The organism is Parvimonas parva, assembly GCF_045866535.1.
GTDB lineage: Bacteria > Bacillota > Clostridia > Tissierellales > Peptoniphilaceae > Parvimonas > Parvimonas parva.
The window spans coordinates 512,066-532,136 of record NZ_AP038371.1; the positions used below are offsets into that span (position 1 = coordinate 512,066).

24 protein-coding genes and 1 pseudogene are annotated in these 20,071 nt (G+C 28.3%); all 25 read left to right on the forward strand.

Annotation, left to right across the window (positions count from 1 at the left end; all coding sequences use genetic code 11):
* Positions 1–16: 16 nt before the first annotated feature.
* The 25 genes and pseudogenes from rpsH to addA all read left to right on the forward strand — a co-directional run bounded on the left by rpsH (position 17) and on the right by addA (position 20,042).
* On the forward strand, positions 17–412 hold the full coding sequence (rpsH, locus tag ACKTSI_RS02660) for a 30S ribosomal protein S8 (RefSeq protein ID WP_068473732.1): 396 nt from the start codon (positions 17–19) through the stop codon (positions 410–412).
* A 34-nt stretch (positions 413–446) separates the two neighbouring features.
* Entirely contained in the window at positions 447–986 is a 540-nt protein-coding gene (rplF, locus tag ACKTSI_RS02665; RefSeq protein ID WP_068473728.1) for a 50S ribosomal protein L6, read from the forward strand.
* Positions 987–1,002: 16 nt separating this feature from the next.
* Entirely contained in the window at positions 1,003–1,368 is a 366-nt protein-coding gene (rplR, locus tag ACKTSI_RS02670) for a 50S ribosomal protein L18 (RefSeq protein ID WP_068473725.1), read from the forward strand.
* A gap of 17 nt (positions 1,369–1,385) precedes the next feature.
* Positions 1,386–1,892: a 30S ribosomal protein S5 gene (rpsE, locus tag ACKTSI_RS02675; RefSeq protein ID WP_068473721.1), complete on the forward strand. Its 507-nt coding sequence runs from the start codon at positions 1,386–1,388 to the stop codon at positions 1,890–1,892.
* Positions 1,893–1,906: 14 nt separating this feature from the next.
* Positions 1,907–2,086: a 50S ribosomal protein L30 gene (gene rpmD, locus ACKTSI_RS02680; protein WP_068473718.1), complete on the forward strand. Its 180-nt coding sequence runs from the start codon at positions 1,907–1,909 to the stop codon at positions 2,084–2,086.
* Positions 2,087–2,099: 13 nt separating this feature from the next.
* Positions 2,100–2,549 carry a 50S ribosomal protein L15 gene (gene rplO, locus ACKTSI_RS02685; RefSeq protein ID WP_068473713.1) on the forward strand — a complete coding sequence of 150 codons (450 nt, stop codon included), beginning with the start codon at positions 2,100–2,102 and terminating at the stop codon, positions 2,547–2,549.
* A gap of 1 nt (position 2,550) precedes the next feature.
* Positions 2,551–3,828 (forward strand): preprotein translocase subunit SecY, encoded by a 1,278-nt coding sequence (secY, locus tag ACKTSI_RS02690; RefSeq protein ID WP_311525866.1) that lies wholly within the window; start codon positions 2,551–2,553, stop codon positions 3,826–3,828.
* Between the two features lie 17 nt (positions 3,829–3,845).
* Positions 3,846–4,487, forward strand: coding sequence for an adenylate kinase (locus tag ACKTSI_RS02695; protein ID WP_201275635.1), 642 nt, complete (start codon positions 3,846–3,848; stop codon positions 4,485–4,487).
* Between the two features lie 99 nt (positions 4,488–4,586).
* Positions 4,587–4,796 (forward strand): hypothetical protein, encoded by a 210-nt coding sequence (locus ACKTSI_RS02700; RefSeq protein WP_407863051.1) that lies wholly within the window; start codon positions 4,587–4,589, stop codon positions 4,794–4,796.
* Between the two features lie 12 nt (positions 4,797–4,808).
* Positions 4,809–5,027 (forward strand): translation initiation factor IF-1, encoded by a 219-nt coding sequence (gene infA / locus ACKTSI_RS02705; RefSeq protein WP_004833593.1) that lies wholly within the window; start codon positions 4,809–4,811, stop codon positions 5,025–5,027.
* Between the two features lie 16 nt (positions 5,028–5,043).
* Positions 5,044–5,157 (forward strand): 50S ribosomal protein L36, encoded by a 114-nt coding sequence (gene rpmJ, locus ACKTSI_RS02710; RefSeq protein ID WP_011026314.1) that lies wholly within the window; start codon positions 5,044–5,046, stop codon positions 5,155–5,157.
* 23 nt (positions 5,158–5,180) lie between these two features.
* Positions 5,181–5,549 (forward strand): 30S ribosomal protein S13, encoded by a 369-nt coding sequence (gene rpsM / locus ACKTSI_RS02715; protein ID WP_068473703.1) that lies wholly within the window; start codon positions 5,181–5,183, stop codon positions 5,547–5,549.
* Positions 5,550–5,562: 13 nt separating this feature from the next.
* Positions 5,563–5,958, forward strand: a complete 396-nt coding sequence (gene rpsK / locus ACKTSI_RS02720) for a 30S ribosomal protein S11 (protein WP_068473700.1) — start codon at positions 5,563–5,565, stop codon at positions 5,956–5,958.
* Positions 5,959–6,020: 62 nt separating this feature from the next.
* Positions 6,021–6,962, forward strand: coding sequence for a DNA-directed RNA polymerase subunit alpha (locus tag ACKTSI_RS02725; protein WP_068473697.1), 942 nt, complete (start codon positions 6,021–6,023; stop codon positions 6,960–6,962).
* 17 nt (positions 6,963–6,979) lie between these two features.
* Positions 6,980–7,324 (forward strand): 50S ribosomal protein L17, encoded by a 345-nt coding sequence (rplQ, locus tag ACKTSI_RS02730; RefSeq protein ID WP_009372580.1) that lies wholly within the window; start codon positions 6,980–6,982, stop codon positions 7,322–7,324.
* A gap of 167 nt (positions 7,325–7,491) precedes the next feature.
* Positions 7,492–8,424 carry a phosphate ABC transporter substrate-binding protein gene (locus ACKTSI_RS02735; protein ID WP_288979976.1) on the forward strand — a complete coding sequence of 311 codons (933 nt, stop codon included), beginning with the start codon at positions 7,492–7,494 and terminating at the stop codon, positions 8,422–8,424.
* A 100-nt stretch (positions 8,425–8,524) separates the two neighbouring features.
* Positions 8,525–9,388, forward strand: coding sequence for a phosphate ABC transporter permease subunit PstC (pstC, locus tag ACKTSI_RS02740; protein WP_407863052.1), 864 nt, complete (start codon positions 8,525–8,527; stop codon positions 9,386–9,388).
* Positions 9,375–10,232: an ABC transporter permease subunit gene (locus ACKTSI_RS02745; RefSeq protein WP_311525868.1), complete on the forward strand. Its 858-nt coding sequence runs from the start codon at positions 9,375–9,377 to the stop codon at positions 10,230–10,232. The genes pstC and ACKTSI_RS02745 overlap by 14 nt, the downstream gene beginning before the upstream one ends.
* Positions 10,204–10,866: a phosphate ABC transporter ATP-binding protein gene (locus tag ACKTSI_RS02750; RefSeq protein ID WP_068473685.1), complete on the forward strand. Its 663-nt coding sequence runs from the start codon at positions 10,204–10,206 to the stop codon at positions 10,864–10,866. The genes ACKTSI_RS02745 and ACKTSI_RS02750 overlap by 29 nt, the downstream gene beginning before the upstream one ends.
* 126 nt (positions 10,867–10,992) lie before the next feature.
* A complete protein-coding gene (locus ACKTSI_RS02755) occupies positions 10,993–11,115 on the forward strand; it encodes a hypothetical protein (RefSeq protein WP_255353738.1) in 123 nt (40 codons plus the stop codon).
* Positions 11,116–11,307 (forward strand): annotated as a pseudogene (locus tag ACKTSI_RS02760) (ABC transporter ATP-binding protein); the annotation flags it as partial.
* Positions 11,308–11,456: 149 nt separating this feature from the next.
* On the forward strand, positions 11,457–12,356 hold the full coding sequence (locus ACKTSI_RS02765; RefSeq protein ID WP_407863053.1) for a hypothetical protein: 900 nt from the start codon (positions 11,457–11,459) through the stop codon (positions 12,354–12,356).
* A gap of 58 nt (positions 12,357–12,414) precedes the next feature.
* Positions 12,415–12,726 carry a hypothetical protein gene (locus ACKTSI_RS02770; RefSeq protein ID WP_407863054.1) on the forward strand — a complete coding sequence of 104 codons (312 nt, stop codon included), beginning with the start codon at positions 12,415–12,417 and terminating at the stop codon, positions 12,724–12,726.
* 90 nt (positions 12,727–12,816) lie between these two features.
* Positions 12,817–16,248, forward strand: a complete 3,432-nt coding sequence (addB, locus tag ACKTSI_RS02775) for a helicase-exonuclease AddAB subunit AddB (protein WP_407863055.1) — start codon at positions 12,817–12,819, stop codon at positions 16,246–16,248.
* On the forward strand, positions 16,248–20,042 hold the full coding sequence (gene addA / locus ACKTSI_RS02780; RefSeq protein ID WP_311525872.1) for a helicase-exonuclease AddAB subunit AddA: 3,795 nt from the start codon (positions 16,248–16,250) through the stop codon (positions 20,040–20,042). The genes addB and addA overlap by 1 nt, the downstream gene beginning before the upstream one ends.
* Positions 20,043–20,071: the final 29 nt, after the last annotated feature.

The window sequence follows — 20,071 nt, forward strand, 5'->3', positions numbered from 1 at the left end:
AAAGGAGGAAGCTTATATGATGACTGATCCTATAGCAGATATGCTTACAAGAATTAGAAACGGAAATAATGCAAGACATTCATCTGTTGAAATACCTGCATCTAAAATGAAAAAGAATCTTGTACAAATTTTATTAGATGAAGGTTTTATTGAAGGATATAACGTAACTGAAGATGACAAACAAGGTATCATCACAGTTGACTTAAAATATGGAAAAAATAACGAAAAAGTTATCTCAGGACTTAAGAGAATTTCAAAACCTGGTTTAAGAGTTTACGCTAGAAGCCACGAAATTCCAAAAGTTTTAGGAGGACTTGGAATCGCAATTATCTCAACATCAAAAGGAGTTGTAACTGATAAAGTTGCTAGAAAAGAAGGTATTGGTGGAGAGGTTCTTTGTTACGTTTGGTAACAGACTTAAGGATTAAAACTAAGGAGGTAAACCAATGTCAAGAATTGGATTAAAACCAATTGTTGTTCCTGCTGGAGTTGAGGTAATCTTGGGAGAAGAAAACTTTGTTGAAGTAAAAGGACCTAAGGGAGTATTAACTCAACAATTAAGCAGAGAAATGAACATTAAAATGGAAGGCGATACAATAAATGTAGAACGTCCTTCTGAAATAAAAAGACATAAATCACTTCATGGATTAACAAGAACTTTACTTGCTAACATGATTGAAGGTGTTTCAAAGGGATTTACTAAAACTTTGATTATAGAAGGAACTGGATATAGAGCAGCTAAAGCTGGAAATAAATTAACTTTAAACTTAGGATATTCTCATCCAATTGAAGTTTTAGATCCAGAAGGAATTACTGTTGAAGTTCCTGAACCAAATAAGATAGTAATCAATGGTATTGATAAACAAAAACTTGGAAACTTTGCAGCGAATATTCGTTCTCATAGAAGACCTGAACCATATAAAGGAAAAGGTGTTAGATATGAAGGAGAATACATCAGACGTAAAGTTGGTAAGACTGGTAAATAGGAAGGAGTGAAATTTAATGTTAAAGCAAATTAACAAAAATGAAAATAGAAAAGCAAGACATGCTAGAGTAAGAAAAAAAGTTTCTGGAACTCCTGAAAAACCAAGATTAAATTTATATAGAAGTAATACTAATATATATGCTCAAATTATAGACGATACTAAAGGTGTAACTTTGGTTTCAGCTTCAACTTTAGATAAAGAATTTGCTTCATTAGAATCAAAATCAAACAAAGAAGCTGCTAAAGCTGTTGGTCTTGCAATTGGTAAAAAAGCAATTGAAAAAGGCATTACAGAAGTAGTTTTTGATAGAAGTGGTTACTTATACCATGGAAAAGTTAAAGAATTAGCTGATGGAGCCAGAGAAGCTGGACTTAAATTTTAGTATCAGGAGGGTAATTAATGGAACTTTTAATTAAAGAAGTAGAAAAATTAGAATTAGAAGAAAGAGTAGTTGCCATCAACCGTGTTACTAAAGTAGTAAAAGGTGGTAGAAACTTTAGATTTAGCGCTCTTGTTGTTGTTGGTGATGGAAACGGACACGTTGGTGTTGGTATTGGTAAAGCACTTGAAGTTCCTGAAGCTATTAGAAAAGGCGTTCAAGATGCTAAGAAACACGTAATTAGAGTACCTCTTGTAAATACTACAATTCCTCATGAAGTTGTTGGAGTTTTCGGAGCAGGTAGAGTTTTATTAAAACCTGCCGGAGCTGGTACTGGAGTTATCGCTGGTGGTCCTGTTCGTGCGGTTTGCGAACTTGCCGGAATTAAAGATGTAAGAAGTAAATCTTTAGGAACTACTAACGCTAGAAATATAGTTAACGCAACTATGGAAGGATTAAAGAATCTTAAGAGAGCAGAAGATATTGCTAGATTAAGAGGAAAATCCGTAGAAGAAATATTAGGTTAAGGGGGGCTTTTAAAATGGCAAAGCTCAAAATAACACTTAAAAAGAGTAAAATTGGTAGAATAGAAAAACATATTAAAAATGTTGAAGCTTTAGGTTTAAAAAAAGTTGGTCAAACAGTTGTTAAAGAAGACACTCCATCAATTAGAGGTATGATCAATCAAATTAGTTTTATGCTTGAAGTTGAAGAAATTTAAGGAGGTATAAAGCGTGAAGTTACATGATTTAAGACCTGCTGAAGGTGGAGGCTCAAAAGCAAGAAAGAGACTTGGTAGAGGTTACGGTTCTGGACTTGGTAAGTACGGTGGTAAAGGACGTGACGGTCAAAACTCAAGATCTGGCGGTGGAGTAAGACCTGGCTTCGAAGGTGGACAAATGCCACTATTCAGAAGACTTCCAAAGAGAGGTTTTACTAACATTTTCGCTAAAGCATACGCAGAAGTAAATGTAGAACAATTAAATATTTTTGAAGACGGTACAGAAGTTACTGAAGAATTAATATTTGAAGTTAATTTAGCTAAAAGAGCTAAAGCAAAAGATGGAGTTAAAATTTTAGGAAATGGAGAATTAACTAAAAAATTAACAGTTTCTTGTAGCAAGTTTACTAAAAGCGCTATCGAAAAGATAGAAAGCATTGGAGGAAAGGTAGAGGTGATCTAATATGTTCAAAACTCTATCAAATGCATGGAGAATAAAAGAAATCAGAAGCAAAATGATTTTCACATTATTGATGTTTGTTGTTTATAGACTTGGTAACATCATTCCCATTCCGTTTATGGATAAGAATGTTGTTAACCAACTTATGAACGGTAACTCAGGTGGTTTAGTAAATTTACTAGACTTACTTGCTGGGGGTAGTTTAAAGCAAATGAGTGTTTTTGCTCTTAGTATCTATCCTTATATCACAGCATCAATAGTTGTCCAACTTCTTACAATTGCATTCCCAAGACTTGGAGAAATTGCAAGAGATGGAGAAATGGGCAAAAAAAAAGTTGCAAAATATACAAAAATAGGTGCAGTAATTCTTGGAATATTCGAAGCAATGGCAATAGCAAATGGATTATTTGCTAAAGCGATAGTTGCAAAAGGATATATTCAATCAGGATTAATTATTACATCTTTACTAGCAGGCTCAATGTTCTTAGTTTGGTTAGGAGAAATTATTACTGAAAAAGGAATTGGTAATGGTATTTCAATCATCATCTTCCTTGGTATAGTTTCAAACCTACCAACACAAATCGGAACATTTGCTTATGGAATTATGACTGGAACAGTTGGAATTTTAACAATAATAGGTGTTGTACTAGCAGCTATTGCAATAGTTGTAATCGTTGTGCTTATCAACGAAGGTGAAAGAAAAATAACAGTACAATATGCTAAAAAAGTTGTAGGAAGAAAAATGTATGGTGGACAAGCTACTCACATTCCTGTTAAGGTTAATATGAGTGGTGTAATGCCGGTAATCTTTGCCTCATCTTTATTAGCTATGCCACAAACTCTTTCATTATTATTTGCTGGTGGAACTCCAAGTTGGATTAGTTCTTATTTAACAGTTGAAGGTTCAGTTGGTGTGTATGTATATTCAATATTAAACTTTATATTGATTATATTATTTGGATTCTTTTATTCATCAATTCAATTCAACACTGTTGAATATGCAAAAAATTTACAACAATATGGTGGGTTTATTCCAGGAATTAGACCAGGAAAGCCTACTGGAGAATATTTACAAAAAATATCAAATAGAATTACTTTCTCAGGTTCTATTATATTAGCTTTAGTTGCTTCAGCACCAATAGTTCTTTCACGTTTAAGTGGAATGAGAATAAACTTTGGTGGAACATCAGTTATAATCATAGTTGGTGTTGTAATTGAAACAATGAAACAAATAGAATCTATGATGTTAATGAGACACTATAAAGGTTTTTTAAATAAATAGTTTATAGGAGATAAAATATGAGACTAATTTTGTTAGGACCCCCAGGAGCTGGGAAGGGAACTCAAGCGTCAAGTATCGTTTCTGAATATGGAATAACACATATTTCAACAGGAGATATTTTTAGACATAATATAAAAAATGAAACAGAACTTGGAAAAAAGGTTAAATCTTACTTAGACAACGGTCAATTAGTACCGGATGAACTTACTATTGACTTAGTTTGGGACAGACTTTCAAAAGATGACTGTAAAAATGGATTTTTACTAGATGGTTTTCCAAGAACAATTAATCAAGCAGAAGCTTTACAAAAAGGCTTAGAAGAAAGAGGACTTAAATTAGATAGAGTTGTGAATATTGAAGTTGACAAAAATATCTTAGTAAAAAGACTTTCTGGAAGAAGAGTTTGTAAAGACTGTGGAACTCCTTATCATGTAGATGTAAACCCAACTAAAGAAGAAGGTGTTTGCGATAAATGCTCAGGTGAAGTTATTCAAAGAGCTGATGATAATGAAAAAACTGTATTGGATCGTATAGAAGTTTATGAAAATCAAACTTTTCCTCTAATTGAATTTTATACGAATTTAGGCTTGATTTTAACTGTTGATGGTACTTTACCTATTGAGGATGTCTTTTCACAAATTAAGGAGTCTCTTTCTTAAAATGTCTAACATTTGGGAGAGTGTACTATGGATCTAAATTTTGATTTTAAAGTAGGTCAGGTTGTAAAATCACTTAAGGGCCGTGACAAGGGCGAAGTAATGATCGTAGTTGAGGTAATAAGTTCATCATTAGTAAAGGTTGCTAATGGTAGTAACAGACCTCTTTCTAAACCTAAACTTAAAAAGTCAAAGCATTTGCAAATTTATAATGACGTGCTTAAAGATTTTAGTTTGAATCCATTATCATTTAATGATTCTAATGTGAGAAAACTATTAAAATCATATATACAAGATAATGTAGAAAAATAGGAGGTTCTTTAAATGTCCAAAAAGGATGTTATAGAAGTTGAAGGAACTGTTATTGATGCTATGCCGAATACTATATTCAAGGTTAAACTTGCAAATGGTCATGAAATAACAGCTCATATATCAGGAAAATTAAGAATGAATTATATAAGAATTCTTCCGGGAGATAAGGTATTAGTTGAACTTTCACCTTATGACTTAACAAAAGGAAGAATAACTTGGCGAAACAAGTAGCATAGGAGGGACTTAAATGAAAGTAAGACCATCAGTAAAGAAAATGTGCGAAAAATGTAAAATCATCAAGAGAAAAGGTAGAGTAATGGTGATTTGTGAAAATCCAAAGCACAAACAAAAACAAGGTTAAGAAAGATGGAGGTGTAGGTAACAGTGGCAAGAATTGTAGGTGTCGACTTACCAAGAGAAAAAAGAGTAGAAATTGGTTTAACTTATATCTATGGTATAGGTAAAAAAACTTCAAATGATATTCTTAGAAATGCTGGAATTAATCCAGATACAAGAGTTAAAGATTTAACTGAAGCTGAAGTTGCTTTAATAAGAGCTGAAATAGATAAATATCTTGTTGAAGGTGATTTACGTAGAGAAATCGCTATGAATATTAAGAGATTAAGAGAAATAAACTGTTACAGAGGAATCAGACATAGAAGAGGATTACCTGTAAGAGGACAAAATACTAAAAATAATGCCAGAACAAGAAAAGGTCCAAAGAAAGTTTCTGGTACTAAAAAAGGTAAATAAGGAGGGGATTTAATTGGCAGTTAAGAAACAAAAAGCTCGTATAAAAAGAAGAGAGCGTAAAAACATTGAAAAAGGACAAGCTCATATCGTTTCTTCATTTAACAACACTATGGTAACTCTTAGTGATTTGAACGGTAATGTAATTTCTTGGGCAAGTGCTGGACAATTAGGTTTTAGAGGTTCAAGAAAATCTACTCCATTTGCTGCACAACAAGCTGCTGAAGAAGCTGCAAAAAAAGCTATGGAACATGGACTAAAAGTTGTAGAAGTTTACGTTAAAGGACCTGGGTCAGGTAGAGAAGCTGCTATCAGATCATTACAAGCTACTGGACTTGAAGTTAGTTTAATTAAAGATGTTACTCCAATCCCACATAATGGTTGCAGACCACCAAAGAGAAGAAGAGTATAATTGCAGACTTTTAAAGGTATTTAAAAGTTTCGATATGAATTAGACTAAGGAGGATAAAGTCTATGACAGAAGATTTAAATACAAGTATTGAAGTTTTAGATATAGATCTTGAAAAAAACTATGGTAAATTTGCTATAATGCCTCTTGATAGAGGATATGGTACTACGCTAGGTAATTCTATGAGAAGAGTTCTTTTAGGTTCTCTTCCTGGCTCTGCCATAGCAACTGTTAAAATTGACGGTGTTGGACATGAGTTTACAACAATTAAAGGCTCAATTGCTGACGTTCCTGAAATTTTAATAAATATTAAGGGAATTGCATTAAAGAAATTTAATGAAGAACCTGTAGTATTAGAATTAAATGTAAAAGGACCAAAAGTAGTAACAGCTGGAGATATTTCTGAAAATCAAAATGTTGAAATAGCTAATAAAGACCACTATATAACAACTCTTAACGAAGAGGGAGAAATCAGAATGGATCTTTTAGTTTTAAATGGTAAAGGATATAGAGTTAGCGATTTGAATAAAGAATATTGCGATATTAATTCAATAGCAGTTGATTCTTCATTTTCTCCTGTAAAGAAAGTAAACTTTACAGTAGGAAATACTAGAGTTGGACAAAGTATAGATTTTGACAAACTTGAAATTGAAGTTTGGACAGATGGAACTATAACTCCACAAGAAGCTCTTTCAACAGGTGCTGGAATCTTTATAGATTATTTAAGTCTATTTAGAGCATTACCAGACATTAATCTTGATAATTCAAGTATAAAAGATGGTAAAAATTTAGATGCTAATAGTGTTTTATCTAAGAGTGTTGAAGAATTAGATTTATCCCTTAGAAGTTTTAACTGTTTGAAAAGAGCAAACCTTGATACAGTTAAAGATATTATTTCACAAGATATAGAACAACTAAAGAAGATTAAAAACTTTGGTAAAAAATCTGTAGAAGAAGTAATAGATAAAATGCACGAATTAGGTTTAAAATTTTTAGATGAAGAATAAAAAGAGGAGGTAGTACTTTGGCTAATTTAAGAAAACTTGGACGTAGAGCTGACCATAGAGATGCAATGCTTAGAAATCAAGTTCAATCTCTTATTGAAAATGGTAAGATTGAAACTACGTTAACAAGAGCAAAAGAAACTAGAAGAGTAGCTGAAAAAATGATAACTCTTGGTAAAAAAGGCGATCTTCACGCAAGAAGACAAGCTTTAGCTTATATTTACAAGACTGAAACAGTTCATAAGCTATTTGAAGAAATTGCTCCACTTTACAAAGAAAGAAACGGTGGATATACAAGAATATTAAAGCTAGGACCTAGACAAGGGGACGCAGCTGAAATGGCAATTTTAGAGTTAGTAAAATAATTTACTTAATATAAAATCAAGGCACTGAGAAATCAGTGCTTTTTTTTATAAAAAATTATTTATAAAAAATTCTTATGAATAGTTTTTATCTATTAGTAAAATTTATTTTACATTATACTAACTTTGATGTAGAATATAGGTATATATTTATTTTTTAGGAGGATATTATGAAAAAATATTTTAAAAAATTAACTGCACTTTTAGCTGTTTGCGTTTTACTTACAGCTTGTGCTGGTCAAAAACAAAATACTGAAAAGAAAGAAGAAACTAAAACGACAGAAAAGAAGTCTGATACTGTAAATACACAAATCAGTTTTAGTGGTTCTTCAACTTTAGCTCCGGTAATCAATAAGATTTCTACTGATTTTATTGAAAAACATACTACTTGGGATAAGGTTGATTCTTCATTGCCAAAGGAAAATATAACTATTTTCGTATCTGCCGGTGGTTCAGGTGCAGGTGTTAAGGCTGTTCTTGATAAGGTAGCGAATTTTGGTATGCTTGCTCGTGATATAAAAGATAGTGAAAAAGAAAAAGTTAAAGATTTAGAATCATTTACTTTAGGAATTGACGCTCTTTGTCTTTGTGTTCACCCTGAAAATAATATTATAAAAGCTAAGAACGGAAATTTAACTAAAGAAGAAATTATAAAGATTTTCTCAGGAGAATATAAAACTTGGAAACAAGTTGACCCATCATTGCCTGATGAAGAAATTGTAGTTGTTACTCGTGATTTAAGTGGTGGAGCTCATGAAGTTTTTCAAAAGAAAATAATGAAAGAAACAAAGGTTAAACAAGATGCAATTCAAGCTCCTTCAATGGGTGCATTAGTTTCAAAAATCATTGAAAATAAAAATGCTATCGGTTATGCATCATTTGGTATAACTAATCAAAATAAAGGAAAATTAATTCCATTAAAGGTTGATAATGTTGAGCCTACTGAAGAAAATATTTTGAATAAGAGTTACTATATTTCAAGACCTTTAATCATTATGAAGAGTGGAAAACTTACTGCAACAGAAAAAGTATTTGTTGATTTACTTCAATCAGAAGAAGGAAAGAAAACTATAAAAAATATGGGATTCATTCCAAGTAAATAATGGATTAGTGGCTAAAGATAGGGAGTTTTTTCTTTTCTTGCTATTTAAGATTACAAATTTTTAGGAATACTTTTTGGTATTCCTATTTTTTGGAGTTGTTATGAAAAATAAAATTTTTAAACATACGATATATTTTTTTACATTATTTACTATTTTGCTTTTATTGACTTTGATAGTATTTTTGTATAATCAGTCCTATCCTTTTTTTATAAAGAATGATTTTTTAAAATTCATTTTTAATAAAACTTGGGACGCAAGTGAGTTTTCTGGAAGTTTTGGAATTTTTAATATTTTACTTGCGAGTATTTTTATATCCATACTTGCTTGTGTGATTTCACTTCCAATTGCTTTTGGAACTTCACTTTTTATATGTTTTTATTGTAAGAAATCTAAGACGATTTTAATGTGGCTTATAAATATTTTGGCAGGTATTCCGTCAATTATTTATGGTTTTTTCGGAATGTTTATAATCGTAAAAAATATAGAAAAAATATTTAAAGTTTCGGCAGGAGAAAGTGTGCTTGCCGGTAGTATTATTTTATCAATTATGATTTTACCTTATTTTGTTTCAAATTTAATTGAAACTATTGAACTTATAAAAAAGAAATATAAAAGAGATTCTGACGCTTTGGGAATTAGCAAGGAATTTTTTATAAGAAAAATTGTTTTGAAAAAGTTAAATTTTTCAATTTTAACCGGTTTTATGATTTCATTTTCAAGGGCTATTGGAGAAACTATGGCAGTTATGATGGTGATTGGAAATGCTCCAATTTTTCCAAAGCTATTGTCAAAGGCTCAAACAATTCCTTCACTTATTGCTCTTGAGATAGGAATGAGTGAGGTTTATAGTGAGCATTATTATGCGCTTTTTGCAAGTGGTTTTGTGCTTTTGATTTTGGTTTTAACCATAAATATTTTGTTGTTTTTGATTAACAGAAAGAGAGATAATTATGATAAGATTTAAGGATAATCTAATTAAAATTTTTGCATATTTTTCAATTTTCGTGGTTATGATTGCAATTTTTTCAATTTTTTCTTTTATATTTTTCAACGGCTTTTCAGAGATAAGTTTAAAATTCTTAATGGAAAATCCTAAGGGATTACCTATAGGTGTTGACGGTGGAATAAAAAATGCGATAATAGGTTCATTTTTGCTTATGTTGTTATCAATGATTTTTTCAACGGTTTTGGGAGTTTGCTTTGCGATTTATAATAAAATTTTTTGTAAATCAAGATTTTTAAAAACTGTTTTAAGTTTTGTTGTTCAATGTGTTTCATCAATTCCGTCTATAATTATCGGACTTTTTGTTTATGGTTTTTTTATTGTAACTTTAAACATTCCAAAGAGCTTATTTACTGCAAGTATTGCTCTTTCTCTTATGGTTTTTCCATTCGTTGAGTTAAATGTGGAAAAGCTACTTGCGGAGTTTGATAGGCAATGTATAAGAGATAGCTATGCTCTTGGAATTGATAAGTTGTATATGTGTAGAAAATTAATTTTACCAACTATTTCAAACAAAATAGTTTCAATTTCAATTTTGGCAGGCAGTTATGCAATCGGAGCTACTGCTCCATTGCTTTTGACCGGTGTTGTTTTTATGGCAAAACCGAATGGACTGTTAAGTCCGGTTATGGCTTTACCGTTCCATTTGCATATGTTGCTTAGTCAATCCGTTGGAACTCAAAAAGCTTATGCAACAGCTTTGGTTTTGATTGGAATTTTGATTATTTTGAATTTGTTGTCTGAAATTATAATGAGAAATATTGGAGGTAAAATAGTTGAATATATTAGAAATAAGAAATCTTAGCATTTTTTATAAGGAAAAAGAAATTTTGAAAAATGTTAATTTGGATATTAAAGAAAATGAAATAATTTGCATTATGGGAAGTTCAGGCTCGGGTAAATCTACTTTACTTTCCTGTTTAAATGGATTTTTAGTTGAAAATGGCGGAAATTATACGGGTGATGTATTTTTTAAAGGAAAAAATATAAGAGATATAAAGCCGATAGATTTGAAACGGAAGATGTCAACTCTTTTTCAAGATTCAAAGCCTTTTGACTTTTCAATAGAAAAAAATCTTACCTATGCAATGGAGTTCTATGAGGGGAAGATTAAGAACAAAAAAGAAAGAGTTAAAAATCTACTTGAAAGTGTAAATTTGTATGATGAAGTAAAGGATAATTTAAACATTTCTCCTTATAAGTTATCAGGGGGGCAAAGGCAAAGACTTTGTATTGCAAGAATGCTTACGACTTGTCCGGAGGTTTTGATTTTTGATGAACCTTGTTCTTCTTTAGATGAGAAAAATTCTATAATAATTGAATCTCTAATAAAAGAACTTTCAAAAAAATACACTATAATAATTTCAACTCATAATGAAAAACAGGCAGAACGTCTTGCAGATAGAATAATTAGGATTGATAATAAACAATTAAATTAAAAAATTTTTTCAAATTAAAAGTTAAAAAATCGCTTTAATTGGGTCTAATAAAATAGACAATTTTGTGGGAGTTTATTTTTAATTTTTGATGATTTAACAAGTGCTGTTGATACTAAAACAGATGAATTGATTAGAAGAGGATTAGCTACCTATATGCCTGAAACTACAAAAATTATTATCGCACAAAGAATTTTATCAGTTCAAGATGCAAATATGATTTTGGTAATTGAAAAAGGAAATATCGTATAAAAGGCGATGTATGTTCTAATGGAAGGTAGAACTGTATTTATAATTGCTCATAGACTTTCTACAATTTCAAACTCTGATAGAATAATAGTTTTGGATAATGGAGAAATTTTAGAAATGGGAACTCATGATGAATTGATTGAAAAACAAGGAAGATACTATCAATTATATACAGGAAAATTTGAATTGGATTAATAAGTTTAAAAATCAAAGTCTATAATTTGACTTTGATTTTTTTATGATATATAATGGTATTGTACATTATCAATATAGAGTGTAGAAATTTTATACTTTGCATTCTGTAGAATATTCAATAAATAATTCAAAGATGGTGCTTGATATTTATGAAAAAGAATAATTTAAGTTTAGATTTTAGTTTGGAAAATAGAATATATCGTAAGACTTTTAAAAAAATAATTAAGATAATATTAATATATTTAATTTTTAAGTTGATATTAAGTCTGTATTTTATGTTTAATGTGTATATGTTTAAACAAGAATTTTTATATGGCAAAAAATTGGAATTTATAGTCGATGAAATAGGATATAAAATAGATACTCTTGAAGAAAAAAAAGAAATTATTGACCTTATAACTGATTTTTCTAATAAAAGTTCAAAAGTTAATATACTATCTTATAAATGTTTACCTAGAGTAGAAATTTTTACAGATAGTTATTATGTAAATGCTTATGAATGCTATGATTATTATTTTAAATTTATGTTAAGAGATTTTTCTGTTGGAGGAAGATTTTTAAAAGAAGAGTCATTAAATAAGTTGTTTGAAAAATATGGGAAAAAAGATTTTTATGGTCTTGAGGGTGATTTTACAAATATTTCTGATGTTTATAAACAAATAAGGGAAAATTATAGAAGTTTTGATGTCAATTCATATATAGAAGATAAAGAGAATATTGACGGAAAAATAATTTACCATTTATATGAAAAATATAAAGGTGCAAAATTATTAGATGGTTACGAAATAGTCGTTAAAGATAATAAATTTAAAGTTACAAAAGTTGAGAATAAAAAATTTGATATAAAAGTTGATGATGCTCTTTCAAAATTGGGAATAGATAGATATTTAAAGTATAGAGAAGATAAAACCGGAGAAAAATTGAAAGTAATTAAAACTGAATTTATTCATCAAGACTATAAATTTTATAATCGTTATGAAATAGAGCGTACTTTTGATGGGAAAAAATCTATAATTTTTCTATATGAAGAAAAATATATAGGAAAATAATTTTGTAAAGATAAAAAATTTATTATATTCAATTAAAAAAATTTAAAGGAGACAAGCTATGAAAAATAAACCCTTTAAGTTGTTATTAATATTATTTTTGTTTTTAGTTTCAATACTTTCTTATAATCATTTTAAAGTTGAAGTAGATGAAGAAATTTCAAAAACAGAATCTGTAATATTAGAAAAAGAAAAGACTATTAAAGAATATGTTGATAATGCTAATAAAGATGTAAAAGATCAAAAACTGAAAGTGGTTTCCCACAAAAAAGTTAAAGATACAAATGGAGTGTTATATACAAGATATGATATGCAAATTGAAAATGCTAGTGGAACAAAATCAAAAATTTTTTGTATTTATAAAAAAGAGTAAAATTTACAAAGAGTTACTTAAGTGGTAACTCTTTTTTGTTGTGTAAAAATATGATAAAATATTCATATCAGATTGAAAGAGGTAATTATTGTGGCAGTTGGTTTTATAACGGGAAGATTTGGAGCTGATAGGACAAAAAAACTTTTGGAGCTTTGTTTTGAAGAGACAAGGCGTGATGATAGAAAGCCTATTTTTATTTTAGTTCCGGAAAAATTTACATACGAAATGGAAAAAAGACTTAGTGAAATGTTTGAAGATGAGAAGAATATCGACCCTAATTTTAGGATTAGAGTTGTTAGTTTTTCTACTTTAAGTAAAATAATTTTCACAAGTGTTGGAGGTCTTAAAGAGAGAAAACTTACAACAAGTGCAAGAAGTCTTTTAACTTTTAAGGCAATAAATAAGGTTTCAAAAGATTTAGTTACTTTTAAGTCTAATGATTTGAAAATGGGTTTTGTAAATAATGTTATGGATATGATAATAGAGTTTAAGCAAAATGATTTTTCTGTCTTAGATGTTTTTGCTATGTCAGAAAATATAGAGAATGAGTCATTAAAAGTAAAGATGAGTGATTTACATAAGATTTATAATTCTTATGAGAGTTTAATTGAAAAAAAATATTTGGATACAGAAGATACATTAAATATTTTTGCTAGAAAGCTTGACGATTTTGAAAGCATAAAAGGTGCAACAATTTTTGTTGACGAATATATGGATTTTACTCCTGCCCAATATTTAGTTATTGAAAAACTTATTACTTTTTCAAAAAATATTTATTTTTCTCTTTTAACTGATTTTAGAAATTTGAATTCAAAAATGAATATGTTCCAAAGGAGTAATTCAACATTTTTGAATATTAAGTCTATTTGTGAAAAAAATAATATTCCTTTGATTGATAATATTTTTATTTCTAATGAAAAATATTATGATGCAAAAGATTTGGCATTTTTAGAAAAAAATATTGGAGGTTTTTCTCCAAAAACTTATTCTGAGATTTCAGAAAATATTAGAATTTTACAATTTAAAAATATATATGAAGAAGTTTCTTTTATTGCAGAGGAAATTTTGAAGTTAATAAGAACTGGAAATTTTAGATATAATGATATAACTTTATGTATGAGAAATTTAGATGATTATTCATATATAATAAAAAGAGTTTTTGAAGATTACAGGATAGATTATTTCTTGGATAAAAAAATTTCTGTTATGGAAAATCCTATTATGATTTTGATTTTATCCATTTTAGATATGAAAGATAAAAATTATTCATACGATTCAATTTTTAGATATTTAAAGAGTGGTCTTACAGGAATTTCAGATGAAGATATTTTTCTTTTAGAGAATTATGTTATAGCAAATGGAATAAAAGGAAGTCGATGGTTTGATGAAACTTGGGATAAGCCGATCCTCCATAGTTTTGAAGAAGATAGCGATGATGAAAAACTTGCAAAGATAAATGAAATAAAAAATTTGGTTGTAACACCGATAAAAAATTTACACGAAAAGTTAAAAGGAAGAAATACTGTAAAGGAAATCTGTAAATATTTATATGAATTTACTTTAGAGATTGGACTTTTTGATAGAATAAATGAATTTGTTAAAAATTTTCAAAATGAAGGAAATTTATATAAGGCTAAGGAATATTCACAAGTTTGGGGAAGTTTTATTTCAGTTTTAGATGAGTTGGTTGAATTTATGGGTGATGATAAAATTGCTTATTCAAAATTTATAAATTTAATTAAGACAGAGCTTGAAAATATTGAACTTGGAATTATTCCTCCTTCAAAGGACGAGGTTTTTGTTACAACTGTTGATAGGATGAAAAAGCCTTCAACTAAGGTTGCCTTTATTCTTGGTGTTAATGATGGGAATTTTCCTAAAAATATTGTAGATAACGACTTGATTAGTGAGAGCGAAAAGAAAAGTTTAAAAAGTTTTGGACTTAATTTTTCAAATAATAATTTAATTAAAATAACAGATGAACAATTTTTAAGCTACAAGGCTTTTAGTATTGCAAAAGAAAAATTGTATATAACTTATCCAAATTCTGATTTAGCTGGCAAAGCTATGCTAATTTCGAGATTTGTGAAGAAAATAAAATTTATTTTTGAAAATCTTAAAATAGAAATTATTGAGCCTTTAAAAGATTTTTCAATTCGTGATATTTTTACAACCTTTTCTAAAGAAAGATTGTATCAAATTTTAGTTTCAAATATTGAAAACTTGAATTCAAATAAAATGAGTGAAAATGAAAAATTTAATTTTAAAGAAATTATTGATTTTTTAGTTCAAGATGAAAATTATAGATACAAGATTGAAATGCTAAAAGATAAGTTGAATTATAAAAATGAAACTAAAAATATTGGTGATTTTACTAAGTATCTTTATGAAAATGGAAATGTAAGTATTTCAAAACTTGAAAACTTTATGCGTTGCCCTTTTTCGTTTTTTATGAATTATGGACTTAGAGCAAAAGAGAGGGAAGTTTATGAATTTTCTTCTGCAGATTATGGAACATATTGCCATAAGATTTTAGACGACTTTTTTAAAGGCGTTTTTGAAATAAAAGTTGATTGGAATTTAATTGATGAAAAATTTATAAGTACTGAAGTTGAAAATATAACTACAAAAATGCTTGAAAAAAAGGGTTTTATTCTTGGAAGTTCATCAAAATATGAATATCTTTCAAATATTGCAAATAAAAATATTGTTGAAATGATTGAAATTATGGCTGAACAGGTAAGACGTGGAAATTTTGTTCCAACAGGTTTTGAAACAACTTTCGGAGATGAAAATTCTATAAAACCAATCACTTATACATTAGAAAACGGAAAGGATATTAAGTTGGTTGGTAAAATTGATAGAATTGATGTTTTAAAAGGAGAAAATTCTGATTTTCTAAGAATTATTGACTATAAGTCATCTAAAAGAGATATTGATTTAAATCAAGTTTATAAAGGGTTACAATTACAACTTTTTATATATATGAATGCAATTTTATCTTCCAATAAAGAAAGATATAAGCCTGCCGGTCTTTTTTATAGTAGTCTGGATATGGGTTTTGTAAATTCTAAAACTTATGCTGATATGCTAGAAGTTGAATATTCTGATAAGCTAAAAGAAAACAAATTGAGTGGTTTTGTTATAAAAGATATGGAAATTTTAAAAAATTTAGATAGAACTTTAGATGAAGAAAATTTAAAATCTGAAATTTTACCAATAGTATTAAAAAAAGGAATGGATATTGGAAGTTATACAAAAGGCTTAACGAAAGATGAATTTGAAATTGTTAATGAATTTGTTATAAATAAAGCTAAAGATATTTGCGAGGAAATTTACTCCGGAAATATTGATATAAAGCCCTATAAGCAAGGTGATAACAAGGCTTGTGAATATTGTAAATACAAGTCAGTTTGTAAGTTTGACCCTAAGAAAAATAAATATAATAATATCAAAGACATAAAGAATGAAGTTTTTGATTTAATGAAATCAGAAAATGAGAAGAAAAGAGGTGAGGATTAGTGAGTGATGTAAAGTGGACTAAAGAGCAAAGAGAGGTAATAGACAGTAGAAATTCTAATTTACTTGTATCTGCTGCTGCAGGTTCCGGAAAAACTGCTGTCCTCATTGAAAGAATTATAGAGCTTATTTTAGATGAAAAAAATCCGATAGATATTAACAAGCTGTTAGTAGTAACTTTTACAAAAGCTGCTGCATCTGAAATGAGAGAAAGAGTAGGTAAGGCAATAGAAAAAAAACTTGAAGAAACTCCTGAAAGTGAGCATCTTCAAAAGCAATTACTACTTCTTAGTGGTGCTGATATTACCACAATTGACTCTTTTTGTAAAAATGTTTTGACAAGCTATGCTCATTTGGTTAATTTGGATAGTAACATAAAGGTTATAGAATCTGTTGAGTCGGAAATCTTAGCTAAAGAGGTAATAGAGGACTTGTTCGAAGAGCTTTATGAAAATAAAGATGAAAGTTTTTTAAGATTAGTTAATTGGTACGCGAAAAAAAATACAGATAGTATGCTTTCCAATATTTTATTAAATGTAAATAATTTTGTAAATTCTCACCCTTTTCCTAAGGTATGGCTAAATGAAAAAGCAGAATTTTATAATACAAGTAACAAAGACGATAATTTTTATTTGGAAAATTATATTTTGGATATTGCAAATTCTGTTAATACCAATTTGGAATTTTTTGAGCTTAGTATAAAAAATAATTTGAAAAAAATTGAAGATTATTCGGAGTTTGAAAATTATGTAGATTGTTATAATGCCTTATTAGACAAACTTTGTGAAGTTAAAGAAAGTTTAAAATTATTTTTAAATAGTAGAGAAAATTTTGAAGATTTGATAAAAATATCTGATGAGTATTTAGACACTAATTTTATAAAATTTTCAATTCCTAGAAAATGTGATGAAGAAATTAAAGCTATTTATTATATCGTAAAAAAAGAATTGGATAGTTTGAAAAAGAAAATAGAGGAATCTTTAGACAGTTTGAAAGTAAATGTCGAAGATATAAAAAAGGAAAGTGAGTATATTTATCCTTATATTCGTGCTATTTCAGACATTGTAATTAAATTTAAAGAAAAGTTTTGGGAGAAAAAGCAAAAACTTAATTCCATAGATTTTGCAGATATGGAGCATTTAGCTTTAGAGATATTAGTAGATTTTGATGAAAATGGAAATTTTAAACCGTCAAAAATCGCTTTGGACTATCAAAAGAGATATGATGAAGTTTTTATTGATGAATATCAAGACAGTAACCTTGTTCAAGAGATTCTTTTATCTGCCGTTGCAAAAGAAAATAACAGATTTATGGTTGGGGACGTAAAACAAAGTATTTACAGATTTAGGCAGGCAGACCCAAGCATTTTTATGGAAAAGTATGAAAGCTATAAAAAGGCAGAAGAAGATTTTGAAAGTTTGAATAAAAAAATAATGCTTTATGCAAATTTTAGAAGTAGAAGTGAAATTCTTGAGGGAACAAATTTAATTTTTTCAAAAATAATGCGAAAAGAAACGGGAGAGCTTGACTATACAGTTGATGAAAGATTAAACCCTATGGCAAGTTTTAAAGAAACGGATAAAAATGTTGGTGGGGCAGTTGAAATTTTTATTGTCGATGAAAAAATAGATGATGAAGATGAAGAAATAAATTTAACCGATGAATATTCAGAAGAATTTGAAGAAATAAAAAACTTTAAACTTGAATGTATAAAGATTGCAAATACAATTTATAATATGATTAACACAAAAGAAAATAGTTTTATGGTTTATGATAAGACTTTGGACGATTATAGAAAGATAAAGTATAAAGATATTGTAATTTTGATGCGTTCTCCAAGTGTAAAGGCAAAAATTTTAGAGGAAGTATTTTTAGAATATAATATTCCGTTATATTCTGAAAATAAGGGAGGATATTTTGATACTTTTGAAGTAGATACGATTATAAATTTACTTAAGATTATTGACAACCCAATGCAAGATATTCCTCTAATCTCAATAATGTATTCTCCAATATATAATTTTACTGTGGCAGAGCTTAGTGAAATTAGACTTGTAGATAGAAAATTAAAATTTTATGAGCTTTTAATAAAGATTTTAGAAGATGAAAATATAAATATTAGAGAAAATTTGAAAGAAAAAATTTCAAAATTTATTTCGGACTTAAAACTATTTTCAAAAAAGAAAAATTTGATTTCAACTGATGAGCTAATATGGTTTTTGTATAAATATACCGGATATTATAACTATGTCGGTATTTTAGAAAGAGGAGAGAGAAGAAAAACCAATTTAATGTTACTTTTTGAAAAGGCTAAAAATTATGAAAAAAATTCCTATAAAGGATTATTTAATTTTATAAACTATGTTCAAAAAGTTAGTTTTAAAAATGAGGACAGTGAGGCAAAAATACTTTCAGAAGAAGAGGATATAGTTAGACTTATGACTATTCATAGTAGCAAGGGACTTGAGTTTCCGATTGTTTTTCTTTCAAACACAGATAAGTCATTGAAAAAGAAAAGTAATAAAAAAGAAGAAACTAATTTGCTTTTACACCAAAAACTTGGCTTTGGAGCAGTTGTTTATGATATGGATAAAAAAATTTGTTTTGACAGTATTATGAAAAATAAAATTAAAAATATTAAAGAAAAAGAACAAATAGCAGAGGAAATGCGACTACTTTACGTTGCAATGACAAGAGCAAAAGAAAAACTTATTATAACCGGAAAAGTTAAGGGCTATGAAGAATTAAAAGAAGAAATAAATTCAAATCTTGATGAAAGAGGAAATTTAAGTAGTTACAAGATAATTCATTCTGAAAATTATCTGGAATGGATATTAAGTTCTATTCAAAATCTTAATGTTTGTGGAAAAACTTTGAATTGCTTAGGAAAAGAACAAAATTTTTTAGGTAATGAAGATTTGAAATTCCAAATTGATATTAGTAATAAGGCTGATGAGTTTAAAGAATATCAAAGAATTAAAGAAGAGATAAAGTCTAAAAATATTTGTTTAGAAGAGGATATTGCACAAGAAAAGGCCGAGAAACTTAGTATCAAAGAATTTTTGAACGAAAGATTCGACAAAGAGTATGCCTATAAAAATATTTTGGATAAGCCTTCAAGTATTACCGTTTCTGAAGTGAAAAAGATGATACAAGAAGACGAAGAAGATAAGCATAAAAAATATTATAGTGAAAATTTAGTTTTAAAAACTCCGTCATTTATTCATCAAGGAGAAGAAAAAGTTGAATTTAATTCTGCTGAAAAAGGAACAATTTTCCACTTGGCTATGCAACTTTTAGATTTTTTAAAATTTGATATGGAAGATGTTTCCAAAATCAAAGAAGAAATAAAAAGACAGATAAATTCATTTGTAGAAAAAAATATTATGACAGTGGAAGAATCAAATACAATAAATATAAATTGGATTGTAAAGTTCGTTCAGTCGGATATTTTTAAAGAGATTTACATTTCAAACAAATTTGGAAAATTATATAAAGAAAAAGCCATTGACTACAACTTGAAGCTCAAAAATCTTTACAAAGATGAAAATATTTCGGAAGATGAAAAAATTATGGTGGTAGGAATAATTGACCTTTTCTTTGAAAATGAAAATGGAGAAATAATTTTATTGGATTACAAAACGGATTATGTAACAAAAGAAAATCTGGAAGAAGTAAAAAATAGATATAAGATACAGTTAGATTTATACAAATCGGCGATTGAAGAAATCTCCGGAAAAAAAGTAGCCAAAAAAGGACTATATCTATTTGGAATAAATGAATATGTGGAAGTTTAAAAGCAAAGTCAGTTGACTTTGCTTTTTTA

Coding starts and splice junctions, on each gene's coding strand:
- pstC (WP_407863052.1), top strand. CDS start 8,525: ATGAAAAATAAAATTTTTAAACATACGATATATTTTTTTACATTATTT.
- ACKTSI_RS02745 (WP_311525868.1), top strand. CDS start 9,375: ATGATAAGATTTAAGGATAATCTAATTAAAATTTTTGCATATTTTTCA.
- infA (WP_004833593.1), top strand. CDS start 4,809: ATGTCCAAAAAGGATGTTATAGAAGTTGAAGGAACTGTTATTGATGCT.
- ACKTSI_RS02765 (WP_407863053.1), top strand. CDS start 11,457: ATGAAAAAGAATAATTTAAGTTTAGATTTTAGTTTGGAAAATAGAATA.
- rpsH (WP_068473732.1), top strand. CDS start 17: ATGATGACTGATCCTATAGCAGATATGCTTACAAGAATTAGAAACGGA.
- ACKTSI_RS02735 (WP_288979976.1), top strand. CDS start 7,492: ATGAAAAAATATTTTAAAAAATTAACTGCACTTTTAGCTGTTTGCGTT.
- ACKTSI_RS02770 (WP_407863054.1), top strand. CDS start 12,415: ATGAAAAATAAACCCTTTAAGTTGTTATTAATATTATTTTTGTTTTTA.
- ACKTSI_RS02700 (WP_407863051.1), top strand. CDS start 4,587: ATGATCGTAGTTGAGGTAATAAGTTCATCATTAGTAAAGGTTGCTAAT.
- rpsE (WP_068473721.1), top strand. CDS start 1,386: ATGGAACTTTTAATTAAAGAAGTAGAAAAATTAGAATTAGAAGAAAGA.
- rplF (WP_068473728.1), top strand. CDS start 447: ATGTCAAGAATTGGATTAAAACCAATTGTTGTTCCTGCTGGAGTTGAG.
- secY (WP_311525866.1), top strand. CDS start 2,551: ATGTTCAAAACTCTATCAAATGCATGGAGAATAAAAGAAATCAGAAGC.
- rpmD (WP_068473718.1), top strand. CDS start 1,907: ATGGCAAAGCTCAAAATAACACTTAAAAAGAGTAAAATTGGTAGAATA.
- ACKTSI_RS02725 (WP_068473697.1), top strand. CDS start 6,021: ATGACAGAAGATTTAAATACAAGTATTGAAGTTTTAGATATAGATCTT.
- rplR (WP_068473725.1), top strand. CDS start 1,003: ATGTTAAAGCAAATTAACAAAAATGAAAATAGAAAAGCAAGACATGCT.
- rpmJ (WP_011026314.1), top strand. CDS start 5,044: ATGAAAGTAAGACCATCAGTAAAGAAAATGTGCGAAAAATGTAAAATC.
- ACKTSI_RS02695 (WP_201275635.1), top strand. CDS start 3,846: ATGAGACTAATTTTGTTAGGACCCCCAGGAGCTGGGAAGGGAACTCAA.